The 17,696-nt window shown below is 69.1% G+C and carries 16 protein-coding genes; 6 read left to right on the plus strand and 10 right to left on the minus strand.

Features of this window, described 5'->3' with window-relative positions; genetic code table 11:
- Positions 1 to 3 precede the first annotated feature (3 nt).
- On the plus strand, positions 4 to 1,215 hold the full coding sequence (locus BSY19_RS14130; RefSeq protein ID WP_069054716.1) for an efflux RND transporter periplasmic adaptor subunit: 1,212 nt from the start codon (positions 4 to 6) through the stop codon (positions 1,213 to 1,215).
- Entirely contained in the window at positions 1,212 to 4,337 is a 3,126-nt protein-coding gene (locus tag BSY19_RS14135; RefSeq protein WP_069054717.1) for an efflux RND transporter permease subunit, read from the plus strand. The genes BSY19_RS14130 and BSY19_RS14135 overlap by 4 nt, the downstream gene beginning before the upstream one ends.
- On the opposite strand, the gene BSY19_RS14140 is transcribed toward BSY19_RS14135, so the two are convergent.
- The 7 genes from BSY19_RS14140 to BSY19_RS14170 form a co-directional block, all read right to left on the minus strand.
- Positions 4,276 to 6,009 carry an SDR family oxidoreductase gene (locus BSY19_RS14140; protein WP_083247611.1) on the minus strand — a complete coding sequence of 578 codons (1,734 nt, stop codon included), beginning with the start codon at positions 6,007 to 6,009 and terminating at the stop codon, positions 4,276 to 4,278. The two genes, BSY19_RS14135 and BSY19_RS14140, sit on opposite strands and share 62 nt — an antisense overlap.
- Entirely contained in the window at positions 6,006 to 6,422 is a 417-nt protein-coding gene (locus BSY19_RS14145; RefSeq protein ID WP_069054718.1) for a thiol-disulfide oxidoreductase DCC family protein, read from the minus strand. The genes BSY19_RS14140 and BSY19_RS14145 overlap by 4 nt, the downstream gene beginning before the upstream one ends.
- 2 nt (positions 6,423 to 6,424) lie before the next feature.
- On the minus strand, positions 6,425 to 7,696 hold the full coding sequence (locus tag BSY19_RS14150; protein ID WP_069054719.1) for an acyl-CoA dehydrogenase family protein: 1,272 nt from the start codon (positions 7,694 to 7,696) through the stop codon (positions 6,425 to 6,427).
- Between the two features lie 11 nt (positions 7,697 to 7,707).
- Positions 7,708 to 8,748 carry a phosphotransferase family protein gene (locus tag BSY19_RS14155; RefSeq protein ID WP_150129621.1) on the minus strand — a complete coding sequence of 347 codons (1,041 nt, stop codon included), beginning with the start codon at positions 8,746 to 8,748 and terminating at the stop codon, positions 7,708 to 7,710.
- Between the two features lie 49 nt (positions 8,749 to 8,797).
- On the minus strand, positions 8,798 to 10,198 hold the full coding sequence (locus BSY19_RS14160) for a bifunctional serine/threonine-protein kinase/universal stress protein (RefSeq protein WP_083247612.1): 1,401 nt from the start codon (positions 10,196 to 10,198) through the stop codon (positions 8,798 to 8,800).
- A 16-nt stretch (positions 10,199 to 10,214) separates the two neighbouring features.
- Complete coding sequence (locus tag BSY19_RS14165; protein WP_069054722.1) at positions 10,215 to 10,955, minus strand: metallophosphoesterase family protein; 741 nt, start codon at positions 10,953 to 10,955, stop codon at positions 10,215 to 10,217.
- A gap of 106 nt (positions 10,956 to 11,061) precedes the next feature.
- On the minus strand, positions 11,062 to 12,300 hold the full coding sequence (locus BSY19_RS14170; RefSeq protein WP_069054723.1) for an aspartate kinase: 1,239 nt from the start codon (positions 12,298 to 12,300) through the stop codon (positions 11,062 to 11,064).
- A 150-nt stretch (positions 12,301 to 12,450) separates the two neighbouring features.
- On the opposite strand from BSY19_RS14170, the gene ubiG reads away from it, so the two are divergent.
- The gene (gene ubiG / locus BSY19_RS14175; RefSeq protein ID WP_069054724.1) at positions 12,451 to 13,221 is read left to right on the plus strand and encodes a bifunctional 2-polyprenyl-6-hydroxyphenol methylase/3-demethylubiquinol 3-O-methyltransferase UbiG; all 771 of its coding nucleotides are present in this window, start codon (positions 12,451 to 12,453) and stop codon (positions 13,219 to 13,221) included.
- Between the two features lie 24 nt (positions 13,222 to 13,245).
- On the opposite strand, the gene BSY19_RS14180 is transcribed toward ubiG, so the two are convergent.
- A complete protein-coding gene (locus BSY19_RS14180; protein WP_069054725.1) occupies positions 13,246 to 13,581 on the minus strand; it encodes a hypothetical protein in 336 nt (111 codons plus the stop codon).
- A gap of 265 nt (positions 13,582 to 13,846) precedes the next feature.
- On the opposite strand from BSY19_RS14180, the gene ccrA reads away from it, so the two are divergent.
- The gene (ccrA, locus tag BSY19_RS14185) at positions 13,847 to 15,118 is read left to right on the plus strand and encodes a crotonyl-CoA carboxylase/reductase (RefSeq protein ID WP_066720525.1); all 1,272 of its coding nucleotides are present in this window, start codon (positions 13,847 to 13,849) and stop codon (positions 15,116 to 15,118) included.
- Positions 15,119 to 15,141: 23 nt separating this feature from the next.
- Here the strand turns inward: ccrA and BSY19_RS14190 are convergent, their stop codons facing one another.
- Entirely contained in the window at positions 15,142 to 15,594 is a 453-nt protein-coding gene (locus tag BSY19_RS14190; RefSeq protein ID WP_069054726.1) for a type II toxin-antitoxin system HicB family antitoxin, read from the minus strand.
- Between the two features lie 37 nt (positions 15,595 to 15,631).
- Positions 15,632 to 15,799: a type II toxin-antitoxin system HicA family toxin gene (locus tag BSY19_RS14195; RefSeq protein ID WP_236840534.1), complete on the minus strand. Its 168-nt coding sequence runs from the start codon at positions 15,797 to 15,799 to the stop codon at positions 15,632 to 15,634.
- Between the two features lie 221 nt (positions 15,800 to 16,020).
- On the opposite strand from BSY19_RS14195, the gene BSY19_RS14200 reads away from it, so the two are divergent.
- Both BSY19_RS14200 and BSY19_RS14205 read left to right on the plus strand, forming a co-directional pair.
- Positions 16,021 to 16,680, plus strand: a complete 660-nt coding sequence (locus tag BSY19_RS14200) for a glutathione S-transferase family protein (RefSeq protein WP_069054728.1) — start codon at positions 16,021 to 16,023, stop codon at positions 16,678 to 16,680.
- Between the two features lie 104 nt (positions 16,681 to 16,784).
- Positions 16,785 to 17,669, plus strand: a complete 885-nt coding sequence (locus BSY19_RS14205) for a DMT family transporter (protein WP_069054729.1) — start codon at positions 16,785 to 16,787, stop codon at positions 17,667 to 17,669.
- The last annotated feature ends 27 nt before the right edge of the window (positions 17,670 to 17,696 follow it).

Below are 17,696 nucleotides of genomic sequence, written 5' to 3' on the forward strand. Positions count from 1 at the left end.
TCGATGAAGCGCAAGACCTTCCTCGCCATTGCAGGCCTCGCCGCCGTCGGGCTCGCCGGCGGCCATTGGCTCGCCACCTCGCGCGGCGCGGTCGATCCCACGGACGGCGCCCGCAGCGCCCGCGCCGGACGGGGCGGTGACGGCGCGCCGGCGGCGGTCGTGACCGCCATGGCCGAGCGGGCCGACATGCCGGTCCGCAAGCGCGCCATCGGCTTCGTCGAGACACCGGCCAGCGTGGTGATCAAGTCGCGCATCGACAGCCAGATCGTCGAGCAGCATGTCGTCGACGGCCAGTTCGTCCGCAAGGGCGATCTGCTCTTCACCCTCGACGACCGCGACATCCGGGCCCAGATCGACAGGGACGAGGCCGCCATCGCCCGCGACGAGGCCACTCACCGGCGAACCGAGGCCGATCTGGCGCGCTATCAGCAGCTCTTGGCGCGCAATGCCGGCACCCAGCAGGCGCTCGACCAGGCCACCGCCGACGAGCGCTCATCCGCCGCCACCATCCTCGCCGACAAGGCGGCGCTGGAGGCCGACCGGCTGAAGCTGAGCTATGCCCGCATCACCGCCCCGATCGACGGACGGGCCGGCGCGGTGCAGGTGACGCCGGGCAATCTCGTCGCCGCCGGCACCTCCGGCGCCAGCCTCGTGACGATCACGCAGATGAGGCCGCTGCGCGTCGGCTTCGCCCTCCCGGAGCGCGATCTTCCGGTCTTGCAGGGCGCGCTCGCCTCGGGCCGGCCGGTTGCGGTCGCCGCGCGCATCCCCGACAGCGGCCGCCCGGCCGTGACGGGAACGCTCAACTTCGTCGATTCCGCCGTCGACATGAGCTCCGGCACGATCACCGCCAAGGCGCTCTTCGCCAATGACGACCTTGCGCTCTGGCCCGGCCAGTTCGTCGATGTCGAGATTGCCGCCGACACGCTGAAGGACGTCGTCGTGGTGCCCACCGTCGCGGTCCAGGCCGGGCAAAAGGGGCCTTACGTCTTCGTCGCCCGGCCGGACCAGACCGTCTCGCTGCGCCCGGTCACCGTCGCCCTCGCCGATGGCGACCGCACGGCGCTGACCGCCGGCGTCGAGCCTGGCGAGCGCGTCGTCGTCGATGGCCAGCAGCGGCTGAAGGAGGGCGCCCGCTTCCGTGAGCCGCAGCCGCCGCAGACCCCGCCGGCCGCGCCCATGCCGGCCCCCGTCGCCCAGGGAGACCGCTCATGAGCCTCTCCGCCTTCTGTATCCGCCATCCGGTCGCGACCATCCTGATGTCGGCCTCGCTCGTCATGGCGGGCCTCTTCGCCTGGCGCTTCCTGCCGGTGGCCGCGCTGCCGCGCGCCGAGTTCCCGGTCGTCAACGTCTCCGCCCAGCTGCCCGGCGCCTCGCCCGACACGATGGCGACCTCGGTCGCGACGCCGCTGATCAAGCAGTTCGCCACCATCGCCGGCATCGATTCGATCGCAACGACGAATTCCCAGGGCTCGACCTCGATCGCGATCCAGTTCGTGCTCAACCGAAACATCGATGCGGCCGCCGCCGATGTGCAGGCCGCCATCGCCCGCGCCCAGAAGCAGCTGCCGCTGGAGATGACGACGCCGCCGAGCTACCGGAAGGTGAACCCGGCCGATGCGCCGATCATCCTGCTGGCGCTGAAGAGCGATCTGATCCCGCTGTCGCAGCTCGATGCCTTCGCCCAGCAGGTCATCTCGCCGGCGCTCTCCACCGTGGACGGCGTCGCCCAGGTGCAGATCTACGGCAGCCAGAAATACGCCGTCCGCATCCAGATCGACCCCGTCGCGCTGGCCGCGCGCGGCATCGGCGTCGACGAGCTGCAGAGCGCGATCACCGCCACCAACGCCAACACCCCCGTCGGCACGCTGCAGAGCACGAACCAGCAGCTCACCATCCAGGCCCGCACCCAGCTCGCCAATGCCGGCCAGTTCGCCAATGTCATCGTCGCCAACCGCAATGGCCGCCCGGTGCGGCTGGGCGATGTCGCCAAGGTCATCGACTCCGTCGAGAACCTGCAGACCGCCAGCACCTATGACGGCATTCCCGCCGTCGTCCTCGCTGTCCAGCGCCAGCCCGACGCCAACACCGTCGCGGTGGTCGACAAGGTCAAGGCGATGCTGCCGGCCTTCGAGGAGCAGTTGCCGGCCGCCGCCTCGCTCTCGCTGCTCAACGACCGCTCGCAATCGATCCGCCAGGCGGTCGAGGACGTCCAGTTCACGCTGCTCCTGACCATCGCGCTGGTGGTGATGGTGATCTTCCTGTTCCTGCGGCGGCTGGCGGCGACCTTCATCCCCGCCGTCGCGGTGCCGATCTCGATCGTCGGCACGCTGGCGGCGATGTATGCCTTCGGCTTCTCGATCGACAACATCTCGCTGCTCGGGCTGACGCTCTCGGTCGGCCTCGTCGTCGACGATGCCATCGTCATGCTCGAGAACATCGTCCGCCACATGGAGGAGGACGGTCTCTCGGCCTTCGACGCCGCCCTGAAGGGCTCTTCCGAGATCGGCTTCACCATCGTCTCGATCTCGCTCTCGCTGGTCGCGGTCTTCATCCCCGTCCTGCTGATGGGCGGCGTCATCGGCCGCATCTTCAACGAGTTCGCCGTGGTGGTGACGGTCTCGATCCTGGCCTCGGCCTTCGTCTCGCTGACGCTGACGCCGATGCTCTGCGCGCGGCTTCTGTCGCATCACGGGCCTGCGCAGGAGGAGAACGCCTTCGGCCGCGCGCTGGAGCGCGGCTTTTCGGCGCTGCTGGCGGGCTATGACCGCGCGCTCGTGCTGTGCCTGCGCATCAAGCCGGTGATCCTGCTGACCTTCTTCGCCACGCTGGCGGCGACAATCTGGCTGCTCCAGACCACGCCCAAGGGCTTCTTCCCGCAGGAGGACATCGGCCAGCTCCAGGTCTCGACCGAGGCGCGGCAGGACATCTCCTTCACCGCGATGAAGCAGGCGCAGGACGAGGTCGCCCGCGTCTTCCGCGCCTCGCCCCATGTCGCCCATGTCGCCTCCACCGTCGGCGGCAGCTCGGGCAGCGCCGGCGCGCTCAATGCCGGGCGCCTCTTCGTCGAGCTGAAGCCGCAGGGGCAGCGCCCGGCGCTGCAGACGGTGCTGGCCGATCTGCGCCGCGACCTGTCGCGCGTCGCCGGCATCAACGTCTTCATGACGCCGGTGCAGAACCTCAACATCGGCGCGCGGGCTGCCAAGAGCCAGTACCAGCTCGTCGTGCAGGGGCTCGACCAGGCCCTGATGAACGACTGGGCGGTGCGCCTCGCCGATGCGATGGGCCGCGATCGCGCAAGCTTCGCCGACGTCACCACCGACCTCCAGAACAACGCGCTGGAGGCGACGCTGGTGGTCGATCGCGACAAGGCAAACCAGTTGAAGATCGGCGCCGATGTCCTTCGTTCGACTCTGTATTCCGGCTTCGGCGTCCGCCAGGTCTCGACCATCTACACCGCCGGCGACAGCTATCAGGTCGTCGTCGAGTTCGACCCCAAGGGCGGCTGGACTCCCGACCGTCTCGACCAGATCCGCGTGCGCGCCGGCAACGGCACGCTGGTGCCGCTGGGCGCCTTCGCCCATGTCGAGCGCCGCGCCGGCCAGCTCACTGTCAACCAGCTCGGTCAGCTCCCGGCGGTGACGATTGCCTACAACCTGCCGGCGGGCGTGGCGCTCGGCGACAGCGTCAAGCGCATCGAGGCGCTGAAGGCGGAGATCGGCCTGCCGGCCTCGCTCTCGACCACGCTGGCGGGCACGGCCAAGACCTTCCAGGACTCGCTCGCCAACCAGGGCCTGCTGATCGCCGGCGCGATCCTGACGATCTACATCGTGCTCGGCATCCTCTATGAGAGCTTCATCCACCCACTGACGATCCTGACCGGGCTGCCCTCGGCCGCAATCGGGGCGCTCGGCGCGCTGCGCCTGTTCGACCTCGACCTCTCGGTCATCGCGATCATCGGCCTCCTGATGCTGATCGGCATCGTCAAGAAGAACGCGATCATGATGATCGACGTCGCGCTGGTGCTGAAGCGCGAGGGCCAGAGCGCGCAGGAGGCAATCCACCAGGCCTGCGTCATGCGCTTCCGGCCGATCCTGATGACGACGCTGGCGGCGCTGATGGGCACGCTGCCGATCGCGCTCGGCGCCGGCGCCAGCGCGGAACTGCGCCAGCCGCTCGGCATCGTCGTCGTCGGCGGGCTGATGATCAGCCAGGTGTTGACGCTGTTCATCACGCCGGTGCTGTTCATCTACATGGACCGGATAGAGCGGCTGCTCACGCGCCAGCAGCCGGCGATCTCGCGAGCGACCGATCCTCATCCCGCTCCGGCCGAGTAACCGCACCACCGGCCGGCGCGAGCCAGCCCCGATAATGCGTCACCAGCCCGACGAAAGGCAGCGTCAGCCTGATGTCGAAGCGAAAGCGGCCCTGGTCGTCGGCATGCTCACGCGCTTCCGCGCGGGGCAGCAGCAGGCGCGGAAGCGGGATGCCCAGGCAGCGGGCGCCCGAGACGGCCAGCGCGAGCCCGTCCGCGCTCGCCGCGACGTCGAGCCCGAACCGCATCGGCCCGAACGCTTCCTCGAGCCGGCCGCGACCGTCCACCGACAGGCGCGAGCTGAAGCGTGACCCGCCGAAATTCCGCGTCCAGACCTCCGCCTCGCCCTCGGCATCGGTAACGCGGTCGACGGTCACGGTGACAGGGAGGTCCCGTGCGGCTGACGGCAGGCCAATCAGCCATCGCAGCAATCGAGCGAGGGGATGCGATCCGGCCTCGATGCAGGCACGGCCGTGCCAAACCGGCGGCCCCTCTGGAGCGTGGAATGTCGTCAGTGGGGCAGGGAGCGCCGCGAACGCCGCCTCGCCGAGGGCCTGACGGACGATGGACTGGCCAAGCACCGCCTCCTCCCGGCGCGTCGTGATCGCATAGGGGGCCGTCTCGGCTTCGATCTCCGCCAGCGTCAGCACCCCGATGGCAGGCCGGGCACCGGGTGTCAGTCGGCCGTTGAGCAAGGCCCGAAGTGCGGCGGCTGCGGGCAGCGTCGGCACATGCGGGCCGTCGCCATGCTCGGCCAGCAGCGACCAGCACGAACGCCGCAACCGACCCTCGGCATCGAGCCCCCTGACGGCGACCAGCATGCCGCCGCGATCCGAGGTCGGCAGGCGCGTGATGCGTCGGGCTGCCAGAAGGGCAGGGATCAGCGCATCGAGGCTGCCGATGGCCCCATGACGGCGCAGCCAGGCCAGGCTCATGATGCCCCACTGCTCGACCGGGGACTCGAGTCCGGCCCGGAAGGCGACCCGGGATTGGACGTTCAGGCTTGGTCCAAGCCATTGCGCGTCAACCGTTTCCACGGCCGCGACGCGGCGTCGGCTAAGACCGGGGATGGCGATGCGCCGGCTGTCCAGCCAGCCATCCGTGGCCTGAAGCGCGCCCTCGCGCCAGATCGGGATCGGTCGGCCGGCATAGGACAGGATCGCGGCGATGACAGCCTCGCCGACCTCGCTGCGTCCGCCCGGCGTGATGGCGATGTCGAGGGTGTCGATGCGCTGCCAGCCCGTCGTGAGGGCGGCCACGGCGGCCGTCGACAGCGCCGGCGTCGAACTCGCGCCAGCCAGGGCTACCAGACCGCGCTCTCGCGCCAGCCCGTCCAGCGCGGCGCCATAGCCGAGGATGTAGTCGCGCGCATCCGCGAGATCGACGACATGGGCACCCGCCGACAGGGCTGCAAGCGGAACCTCGTATCCGGCGCCCTGAAACGGCCCGGAGGCGTCGATCACCAGCCAGGGCGCCAGTCTCGCGATGTCTCTGGACGGCTCGCGGCGATGGTCGAAACCCAGCCCGGAGATCGTCGTCCCGGAAATGGGTGTGATCGCGCTTGCCAGCGCGCGGGCCTTGCCATCGTCGCGTGAGGTGACGAGCAGGTCCAGTCCTGGGATCGCGGCGAGATGGCGCGCGAGCCTTCGGCCGAACACACCGGTTCCACCGATCAGCAGGACGCGCCGCATCATGTCCCGTCGGGCAGGCTGAAGCGGTGACGCTGGGTGGGATCGGGTCTCTCGCAGGCGGTCTTCTGGCCGAACAGGCGGTAGCGGTTGCGGGCGACGCGGTCGTAGAGCCAGTCCCGCATCGCGCGCGGCAGCACGGAGCCGATCCGCAGCAGCCGCGCCGGCCCACGGAGATGGCGCAGCAGCGCCAGCACGCCATCGGATTTCGCCAGCGCCTCGCCGCCCTCGATGAACAGGAAACTCTCGGGCTCGTCCGGGTCGATGCCATGGGCCTGCGCCAGCGCGCGGCCCTCGCGCGACTGGATCGCGACGAAGCGGATCGCAGGCTCGCGCTCATGGCGCAGCGTGTAGTGCACGGCGCCGGAACACAGCACGCAGACGCCGTCATAAAGCCAGATCGGGCCAGACGGACCCATCGCTAGGCGTTGGGCTTGCTGTAGGGCGCCCGCACCCCCTGCTCGGCGAATGTGCTCCGGTTGCTCTGCTGGTGCTTCTTGACCTCGGCGCGGGCCACCGTGCGCAGATGCACCTCGTCGGGCCCGTCGATGAAGCGCAGGGCCCGGCCCCAGGAGTAGATGAAGGCCAGCGGGGTGTCGTTGGAGAGCCCCGCGGCGCCGAAAACCTGCATTGCCCGGTCGGCGATCTTCGTCTGCAGCCGCGTCGCCACCACCTTGATTGCCGAGACCTCGGTGCGGGCGGCCTTGTTGCCGTGGGTATCCATCATCCAGGCGGCGCGCAGGCAGAGCAGCCGCGCCTGGTCGATCTCCATGCGCCCCTCGGCGATCCAGTCCTGCACATTGGCGTAGTCGGAAAGGGTGCGGCCGAAGGCCTTGCGCTGCAAAGCCCGCTCCACCATCAGTTCGAGCGCCACCTCGCACTGCCCGATCGAGCGCATGCAGTGGTGGATGCGCCCGGGCCCCAGCCGGGCCTGCGCCAGCGCGAAGCCCGCGCCTTCCTCGCCGAGCAGGTTGGTGGCGGGCACGCGTACGGCGTCGAAATCGGTCTCGGTATGCCCCTCCGGCGAATGGTGGTTGAGCAGCGGCAGGTTGCGCATCACGCTGACGCCCGGAGCATCCATCGGCACGATGATCATCGAGTGGCGCTTGTGCGGGTCGGCATCCTCGGCGAGGTCCGACAGCCCCATCACGATGCAGAACTTGACGTTGGGATGCAGCGCCCCGGTGGTCCACCATTTGCGGCCGGTGACGATGTAGTCGTCGCCGTCGCGGATGATCGTGGTCTGCAGGTTCGTCGGGTCGGAGGAAGCGACGCCCGGCTCGGTGATGCCGACGCAGGAGCGAATCTCGCCGTTCATGAGGGGAACCAGCCAGCGCGCCCGCTGCTCCGGCGTCGCGAAGAGATGCAGGATCTCCATGTTGCCGGTGTCGGGGGCGTTGCAGTTGAACACCTCCGACGACCAGTAGATCCGCCCCATGATCTCCGCGAGCGGCGCATATTCGAGATTGGAGAGCCGCGTGCCCGGCTCGTCGGGCCTCAGCGCCGGCAGGAACAGGTTCCACAGCCCCTCCGCCTTGGCCCGCGCCTTCAGCCCGTCGATCAGCGCGATGGGATAGCGCCCGGCCTCGACCTCCTCGCGCCAGCGCGCATCGGCGGGCTGGACATGGGCGTCCATGAACGCCTGCAGCCGCGTGCGCAGTTCCTCGACCCGGGCGGAATAGGCGAAATCCATGGTGTCGTCCCTCAGTCGCGGCCGTCGATCACGGCCTCTGCGCGCAGCGCGAAACTCTCCGCCATCTCGCCGACCGCCACCGCATTCTCGGCGGCAGCATTGCCGGCCTTCGCCCGCGCCGCGATGCCGTCGAGGATCACCGCGAAGCGCAGCAGCGAGAAGGCGAGGTGGAAGCGGCCCGGCCCTTCGGCCCGGCCGGCCGCGGCGCAGTAGCGGTCGAGATAGGCGGCTTGTGTCGGAATGCCTAGCGCCTGCCGGTCGAGCCCGACGATGCCGGCATACATGGCGGGCGTCGAATGCCAGGGCAGGCAGGAAAAGGCGACGTCCGAGAGCGGGTGCCCGAGCGTCGAGAGCTCCCAGTCGAGCACGGCGATCACCTCCGGCCGCTCAGGCGCGAACATCAGGTTGCCGAGCCGGAAGTCGCCATGGACGATGGTCGTCTCCGGCGTCTCGTCGAGATGCTCGCTCAGCCAGGCGAAGACGCGGTCGACCGCGGGGATATCGCGCGTCTTCGTCTCCTGCCACTGCCGGCTCCAGCGGGCGATCTGGCGGGCGTAGTAATTGCCGGGCTTGCCGTAATCGGCCAGCCCCGCCGCCTGCCAGTCGAAGCCGTGCAGCGCGGCCAGCGTCTCCGCCATCGCGAAATACATCGCCGCGCGGTCGTCAGGCGTCACGCCGGGCAGGGCGGTGTCGTGGAAGACGCGCCCCTCCAGCCGCTCCATCAGGTAGAAGGGCGTGCCGACAACGCCCTCGTCCGCCTCGAACAGCAATACGGGCGGCACCGGCACGGCCGATCCCGCCAGCGCCTTGAGAATCCGATATTCGCGATCGACCGCATGGGCCGAGGGCAGCAGCGGCCCCGGCGGCTTTTTGCGCAGGACGAGCCGCGTGCCGGCGTCCGGATAGGACAGGAAGAAGGTCGGGTTGGACTGGCCGCCGCTGATCCGCTCCAGAGTCATCGGCCCCGCGGCCCGCCCGGGCAGGGCCGCGCGCAGATAGGCATCGAGGCGGGCGGCGTCGAATTCCAGCGGGGCAGGGGCGGGCGCAGGCATGGGCGGCATCATCGGCAGGGGGAGGGACGGGGTCAACGCGACGGACGGGTCACGATGTCGCGCCGCCTTTGATCCTGACCACCGAGACCGAGCAGCGCGCCTCGGCCACGACCTTGGTCGAGACGCTGCCGAGATGGCGCCGCACCGCCGAGGAGCTGCGGGCGCCGAGCACGATATGGTCGATGTCGTTGTGCTCGGCATAGCCGAGGATCGCATCGGCGGCGCTGACCGCCTCGATCACGTGATAGCTCACCCGGTCCTCGCGCAGATGCAGCGGCCGGGCCCAGTCCTTCAGCGCGACGAGCCGCCCGATATAGGCCGAGCGGCCCTGCGCATCGAGGCCCTGATCGTCGCGCAACAGCTCGGTGCGCAGGATGCTCAGGCAGGCGAGCCAGGAATCCTCCCGCGCGTCCAGAAGGCGGCGCGTCTCCGCCAGGATCGCCTGCGCCAGCTCGTCATGGGCGCCCGAGAGATCGACCGCCGCCAGCACGATCGCGGGGCCGGCCTCGCGGCGTGCACGCGTCGGCGGCCCCAGCACCTCGCTCTCCTCGCGCTTCTGGAAGCGCGCCAGCAGGCGCTGCCCGAGACTGGGTGGGGCTGACGGCTTGCGATGGCGGGCGACGACGACCTGGTCGGGATGGCGCAGGTCGAAGGCCACCTTGGCGGCCTCGGCATAACGCCGGCTGCGGTCGACCTCGAGGCAGCGCAGCACGATCTCCTCGAGCCAGGCCGGTATCTCCGGCCGCAGCGCGCGTGGCGGGCGCGGCGCGTGATAGAGCCGCCGCTTCATGCCGGGCAGCGTAGCCGGCCGGCCGAAGGGCTCCTCGCCCGTCGCCATCTGGTAGAGCAGGCAGCCCAGGGCGAAGATGTCGCTCGCCGGGTCGGAGCGGTCGCCCAGCACCTGCTCCGGCGCCATATAGGCCGCCGTCCCCATCGGGGCGGAGCTCTCCTCGCCGAGCAGATCCGGCAGCTCGGCATGGCGCGACAGGCCGAAATCGAGCAGCACGGCGCCATTCGGCGTGATCATCACGTTCTCGGGCTTGAGATCGAGATGCACCACCTTCTGCCGATGCAGATCCGCCAGGGCGATGGCGATCGCGCTGCCGATGCGCACCACCTCGGCGATCGGCAGCGGCGCCTTGCCCATGGTCTCCGCCAGCCGCTCGCCCGCGACGAAAGCCATCGCGATGTAGGGGATGGCAGCGAGGTCGCCGGCGCCCGCGAAGGCCGGCACATGCGGCCCGGAGAGCCGCTTGTGGACCATCACCTCCGTCTCGTAGCCGACGATGGTCGAGACGTCGGCGCCGGGGTCGAGGATCGGGATCTTCATCACCAGAGGCACGGCGTGCCCTGGATGGCTCGCCCGCCAGAGCGTCGCCATGCCGCCCGAGGGCAGCCGCTCCGTCAGGGTGAAGCCGTCGATGACCGAGCCGATGCGGGGCATCTCCATGGCGGTTCCCTTCATCCTAGCGGCCGACCTGCAGCCGCAGGCCGAGCCAGTCCGGCAGGCCGGCAGCGGCGATCTTGCGGGCGGTCTCCTGCGTGTCATAGGGCACGCGGACCATCGTCACCTCGCGCCGGTCGGTATCGAGAAGCGCAAGGCAGGCGGCGGGATTGCCGTCGCGCGGCTGGCCGACGGCACCGACCACAACGACATGGCGGCGGATCGCGGACAGCGGCGCGGCGACCTGCGCCAGCGGCGTGAAGCGCACCGGCTCGCGCCCCGGCAGCGCGTAGTAGATCGCCGGCACATGGGTATGGCCGCAGAGCACCAGCGGGGCGGCCGTCGCCGCCAGGCAGTCGCGCGCCGCCTTCTCATGGCGCAGATAGGGCCACTTCGCTGGCGTCGCGGCGCTGGCATGGACCAGCAGCAGGCCCGGCAGCTCCGCCGTCAGCGGCAGGCGCGACAGGAAGGCGAGATGGGCGGGCGAGAGCTGCGCGCGTGTCCAGACGATCGCGTCATGGGCATGCGGCGTCATCCCGCTTGGGCCCTGGACCGTGGCCTCGTCATGATTGCCCAGAACACAGAGCGCCCCGTCCGCGACCAGCCGCTCGGTCGTCTCGACTGCGAAGGCGGGATCGGGCCCGTAACCGACGATGTCGCCGAGCAGCACGATGCGGTCGGGCGCCAGCCGTACGACCTCGGCGAGGACCGCCTCGGTCGCCTCGCGGTTGGCGTGCAGATCCGTGAGGACGGCGATGCGCATGGGCGGCAGGACCGCGGGGATCGGGCCTCCGCTGTGCCACCCTCACGCGCCGGGCGCCATTGGCCTTTCGGCGCGGCCGCGTCAGGCGGCGGGCCGCAGCCGCTTCTTAAGCCGCGTCGAGACCGTAGAGCGAATGCAGCGTGCGCACCGCGAGTTCGGTATAGGCGGCGTCGATCAGCACCGAGAACTTGATCTCGGAGGTGGTGATGGCGCGGATGTTGATGCCCTTTTCCGACAGGGCCCGGAAGGCGCGCGCCGCCACGCCGGCATGGCTGCGCATTCCGACACCGATCGCCGAGACCTTGACCACGTCGGTCGCGCCCTGCAGCGCCTGGTAGTGGATCTGCCCGTGCAGGCTCTCCAGCAGCGTCTTGGCGCGCTCGTAATCGGCGGTGGGTACGGTGAAGGTGATGTCGGTCGTCGCCTGGTCGTCGGAGACGACCTGGATGATCATGTCGACATTGATGTTGGCGTCCGCCAGCGGGCCGAAGATCGCGGCGGCGATGCCCGGCTTGTCGGCCACGCGCCGGAGCGTGATCTGGGCTTCATCGCGCGAGAACGCGATGCCGGTGACGATCTGCTGTTCCACGATGTCGTCCTCGTCGCAGATGAGGGTGCCTGGATTGGGATTGGTGGGGTCGTCGAAGGAGGAGCGCACATAGGTCGGCACGCGATGCACCATCGCGATCTCGACCGAGCGCACCTGCAGCACCTTGGAGCCGAGCGAGGCCATCTCCAGCATCTCCTCGAAGGAGACCCTGTCCATGCGCCGCGCCTTGGGCACGACGCGCGGGTCGGTGGTGTAGACGCCGTCGACATCGGTGTAGATGTCGCAGCGGTCCGCCTTCAGCCCCGCCGCGATCGCCACCGCCGAAGTGTCCGAGCCGCCGCGCCCGAGCGTGACGATGCGGTTGCTGCCGGCATGGACGCCCTGGAAGCCCGAGCACACCGCGATCTCGCGGTTGCGGCCGAAGCCGGCGAGAATGCCGGCCCCGTCGACGCTCTCGATGCGCGAAGAACCATGCGCGTCGGACCCGAAGATCGGGATCTGCCAGCCCTGCCAGGAGCGGGCCGGCATCCCCATCTCCTGCAGCACGAGCGCCATCAGGCCGGAGGTGACCTGCTCGCCCGAGGCCACGACGACGTCATATTCGGCGCGGTCGTAGAGCGGCGCGGCCTCCTTGCACCAGCCGACCAGCTCGTTGGTCTTGCCCGACATCGCCGAGACGACGACCGCGACCTCGTGGCCGGCGTCGAATTCCCGTTTGACGTGCCGGGCCGCGTTCTTGATGCGCTCGACGGTTGCGACGGACGTACCGCCGAATTTCATCACCAGACGGGCCATGGCGGTCCAGAGGCTCTCAAAACCAAAGAAGATCCCGACGGGCGGGACGAAAGGTCACCCTCGCGCCGGGCGCAGGGCGCGTGTAGATGACGGGCAGCGGCGGGCCTGTCAATGCGACGAGGGTCCGGCACCTTCGAATGGAGCACGAGCATGGCGGCAACCGCACGGACGCAGGGCGCAACCCCGGACGGTTCCACCATCGACCCCGCCGAGGTGGCGCGCTTCGAGGGCATCGCGAAAACCTGGTGGGACCCGAAGGGGCCCATGGCGGTGCTGCACAAGTTCAACCCCGTTCGCCTCGCCTTCATCCGCGATCTCGCCTGTGCCCGCTTCGGCCGCGATCCGAAGACGATGCGGGCCCTCGAGGGGCTCACCCTCGTCGACATCGGCTGCGGCGGCGGCGTGCTGAGCGAGCCGCTGGCGCGGCTGGGGGCGCAGGTGACCGGGCTCGACCCGGCGCCGACCAATGTCGCGGTCGCCCGCGCCCATGCCGAGGCCTCGGGCCTTGCGGTCGATTATCGCCAGGAGACCATCGAGGCCCTCGTGGCCGAAGGGGCGCGCTTCGACATCGTCCTGGCGATGGAGGTCGTCGAGCATGTCGCCGATGTCGAGGCCTTCGTCGCAGCCTGCTGCGCGGCGGTGAAGCCCGGCGGTCTTCTGGTGATGGCGACGCTGAACCGCACGCTCAAGTCCTATGCGCTCGCCATCGTCGGGGCCGAATACGTCCTGCGCTGGCTGCCCCGCGGCACCCATGACTGGGAGAAGTTCGTCACGCCCGGCGAACTCGGTGCGGCGATCGAGCGGAGCGGCCTTGAGCTCGGCGAGAGCACCGGCGTCGTCTACAATCCGTTCTCGGACCGCTGGTCGGTGGCCCGCGACATGGACGTCAACTACATGCAGGCGGCGTATCGTCGGGTCTGATGGGGAGCCGGGTCGACCCGCCGCTCACATCCAGCGCCTGATCGCCGTGAGGATGATCAGCGTCGCGAGGCCGGCGCCCAATGCGACGAAGGCCGTGGTCGCCGCCGGATTGGCGCCGATCGCGTAGCCCAGATGCCGCCATGTCGTCGCATAGTCGAGCTTGCGCCAGATCAGCGTGCCGCCGACGGCGCCGGCCAGGATGATCAGCCCATTGAGGATGATGCCGAAGGCGCCGTCGCGCAGCAGCATGTCGGAGATCCAGCCGAACAGCAGAACGCCGACCCCGACGATGGCCAGGAACACGACCAGCTGCGGCGTCGACATGTCGGGCAGGCCGAGCATCAGGATCAGCGTGCGCATGGTGCAGTCTCCGGAAACCGCGCCATCATAGCGAGCGGTGGTTAAGGGGACGCTGCCGATGGCGCAGCCGGCCGCATCGTCTGCCCCGCGGCCGCACGGACCGCCGGAGGGAGCGCGCCGAGCACTCGCGGGCTGCCCTGTTGCGTTGCATCATAGTTCGTTCGGCCTATGGCGCGGCGCAACATATGGTGCATGATCTCGGTCAAATCTGCCGCAGCCGCCAAGGCGACCGTCAATCGGCAGACCAAGCAGGGGAGAGACGACCATGTCGAAGACGCAGGCCGCCGCGCAACCGCTCAAGGACCTCTACGAACTGGGCGAACTGCCCCCGCTCGGCCATGTGCCGGCGAACATGTATGCCTGGACGATCCGCCGCGAGCGCCATGGGCCGCCGCAGGAGAGCTTCCAGGTCGAGGTGGTGCCGACCTGGGCGATCGGCGAGGAGGAGGTGCTGCTGCTCGTGATGGCCGGCGGCGTCAACTACAACGGCATCTGGGCCGGTCTCGGCCAGCCGATCTCGCCCTTCGACGTCCACAAGCAGTCGCTGCATATCGCCGGCTCGGACGCCTCGGGCATCGTCTGGGCGGTCGGCTCCAAGGTGAAGCGTTGGAAGGTCGGCGACGAGGTCATCGTCCATTGCAACCAGGACGATGGCGACGACGAGGAGTGCAATGGCGGCGACCCGATGTTCTCCTCTTCCCAGCGCATCTGGGGCTACGAGACGCCGGACGGCTCCTTCGCGCAGTTCTGCCGGGTGCAGTCGCGCCAGCTCATGGTCAAGCCCAAGCACCTCTCCTGGGAGGAGGCGGCCTGCTACACGCTGACGCTCGCCACCGCCTACCGCATGCTGTTCGGCCACGCCCCGCACACGATCAAGCCGGGCGACAACGTCCTGGTCTGGGGCGCCTCGGGCGGGCTCGGCGTCTTCGGCGTGCAGCTCTGTGCGGCCTCGGGCGCCAACGCCATCGGCGTGATCTCGGACGAGACCAAGCGCGACTATGTGCTGGGGCTGGGCGCCAAGGGCGTGATCAACCGCAAGGATTTCAACTGCTGGGGCCAGATGCCCACCGTCAACAGCCCGGAATACGATGTCTGGGTGAAGGAGGCCCGCAAGTTCGGCAAGGCGATCTGGGACATCACCGGCAAGAAGGACGTCGACATCGTCTTCGAGCATCCCGGCGAGGCGACCTTCCCGGTCTCCTGCCTCGTCGCCAAGCGCGGCGGCATGGTGGTGTTCTGCGCGGGCACCTCGGGCTTCAACATCACCTTCGACGCCCGCTATGTCTGGATGCGGCAGAAACGCGTGCAGGGCTCGCATTTCGCTCATCTCAAGCAGGCGAGCGCGGCCAACCAGTTCGTCATCGACCGGCGCCTCGACCCCTGCATGTCCGAGGTCTTCCCCTGGGACAAGATCCCGCTCGCCCATCACAAGATGTGGAAGAACGAGCACGCGCCGGGCAACATGTCCGTGCTGGTCTACGCCCCGCGCACGGGCCTGCGCACCTATGAGGACGTGGTCGAGGCGCTGGCGGGGTAGGGGCGGTTCGGGCGGAGCGGCGCTCAGGCGGAGCGCTTCAGCGCCGCCTTGCCCGCCGTCTGCTCGATGAAGGCCGACCGGCTCACGCCGCGGGCGCGCGCCGCCTCGTCGATGGCCCTCAGGACCTTCCGGTCCAGCATGACGTTGATGCGCTCCTTCGGCGGGGCGATATCGTCGAGCGGAATGTTCTCCAGAACCGCTCCGCTCCGCAGATGCTCATCGACGAAGATGTCCTTGATCTCCGAGATGATGTCAGGATCGCCGAGAAGTTCTTTCAGGGTCCGGGCGTGGGGAACGTCGTCCCCGTCCGCGCGCAACGCTGCGATATGGCCGGCAAGGGCTTCTCGCGCCTTCTTTCTGGCTTCCTCATCCGTGGCTCCCGACGAAACGCAGCCGGGCAGATCGGGAAAGGTCACACCCCAGGTCGCCGATCCCGGCTCGGGCAAATGAAGCAGGGCAAAATAGCTGGCCGACATCAAATCCTCCTATCGCGAGTTTCGCCACCGCTCAGGCTCAAGCCAGACCCGCCTGCCGTCTCACGGATTTCACCGTTTTTGGATGCATGTCCTTGACGGGGGGCGGCAGCGTGACCTTGCCGGGCTTCGAGGGGTGTTTGAAATGGTGATGGCTGCCGGTCACGGAGTGACGCACCCATCCATCGCGCTCCAGTTCCTTGATCAAGTCGCGCGAATCCATCGGCCCTGAAGCCCGACTGATTGTGGATGTTTTACACACGCAACTCCCGTTGGCCAAGGTGGCGGATTGCGCTGAGGTCTGAGATCGACATCGCCGTCTCTCAACTGCGTAAATGGTCCACCAAATCTGTCTGCTGCGGCGGCGCTTGCGTGCCAGCGCGCAAACAGATAACCGTTCGGTAAAGTAATTCACCGGACGAGGCGCCGATGTCGCTCCAGCTCTATGCCCATCCCTTCTCCTCCTACTCGCAGAAGGTGCTGATCGCGCTCGACGAGAACGAGACGCCCTTCACGCTGCGCCTGCTCAGCAGCGAGGATACGAAGACCGGTGCGGAATTCGCCGCGCTGTGGCCGCTGAAGCGCTTCCCGGTGCTGGTCGACGGGGCCGAGACGGTGGTCGAATCCAGCATCATCATCGAGCATCTCGAACTGCATCACCCCGGCCCGCGCCCGCTGCTGCCGCGGCAGCCGAAGGAGGCGCTCCCCGTGCGCGCGATGGACCGCTTCTTCGACAATTACATCATGAGCCCGATGATGCGGATCGTCTTCGACCGGATCCGGCCGGCGGAGGACCGGGATGCGCTCGGCGTCGCCGAGGCGCGCGCCCTGCTCGACACCGCCTATCAGTGGCTCGACGGCCAGCTCGCCGGACGGGCCTGGGCCTGCGAGGGCGATTTCTCCATGGCCGACTGCGCGGCGGCGCCTTCGCTGTTCTACGCCGACTGGGTCCACGAGATCGACGCGGCCTTCCCGAACACGCGCGCCTACCGGGCGCGGCTGCTGGCGCGCCCCTCGGTCGCCCGTGCCGTCGAGGCGGCGAGGCCCTATCGCCACCTCTTTCCGCTCGGCGCCCCCGATCGGGATTGAGGCGACGGCGCCTCCGCCCGCAGTCATGACATGGCGGGCGGGCGCCGACGCGCTGTCGCGGTGCGGGGAAGGGCTGTAGAGCATCGCGCTCGCAAAGGCGTCCCATGCTGTCCTCGCCCCTCTTCCTGCGCATTGTCCCGCTCGTCTTCACCTTCCTCTGGTCGTCGGGGTGGATCGTCGCGGGCTATTCGGCGCAATACGCCGACCCGCTGACCTTCCTCTCCGTGCGCTTTGCCAGCGCCGCGGTCCTGCTGGGTGCGCTGTCCTGGGCCGTCGGCGCGCCCTGGCCGCAGACACCACGGGCCTGGCTGAACTGCATCATCGCCGGCGTGCTGCTGCACGCGATCTATCTCTGCGGCGTCTGGTGGGCGGTGCGCCATGGCCTGCCGGCCGGGATATCGGGCCTGATCGCGGGCCTGCAGCCGATCCTGACTGCGCTGCTGGCGCCGGCGCTGGTCGGCGAGCGCATCTCGGCCATCCGCTGGGCCGGCATCGTCTGCGGCTTCCTCGGCATCGCGCTGGTTCTGGAGCCCAAGCTGGTCGGGGTCGATCCGGTTGCGCTCTGGGGCATCCTCATTCCCGTCGCTGTGAACCTCGTCGGCATGGTCGCGGTGACCTTCGGCTCCTTCTTCCAGAAGGCCCGCATTGTCTCCGGCGATCTGCGCACCGTCACGACGATCCAGTATGCCGCGGCCGTCGCCTTCACGCTGCCGCTCGCCTTCGCGCTCGAGCCGATGCGGATCGAGTGGAACCTGACCATGGCGCTCGTCCTGGCCTGGTCGGTGCTGGCGCTGTCGCTGGGGGCCATCGGGCTCTACCTGCTGATCCTGCGTCGCGGGGAGGTCTCGCGCATCGCGACCTTCCTCTATCTCGTGCCGGCTCTGGTGGCGGTCGAGGCCTGGATACTCTTCGGCGAGACGCTGGCGCCGCTCCAGATCGCCGGCATGGCGCTCACCATCATCGGGGTCGCGCTGGCCAGCCGCAAATAGCGCCGTAGGCGCAGGGTCGCACCATGC

It is taken from the genome of Bosea sp. RAC05 (assembly GCF_001713455.1).
Taxonomy (GTDB): Bacteria; Pseudomonadota; Alphaproteobacteria; order Rhizobiales; family Beijerinckiaceae; genus Allobosea.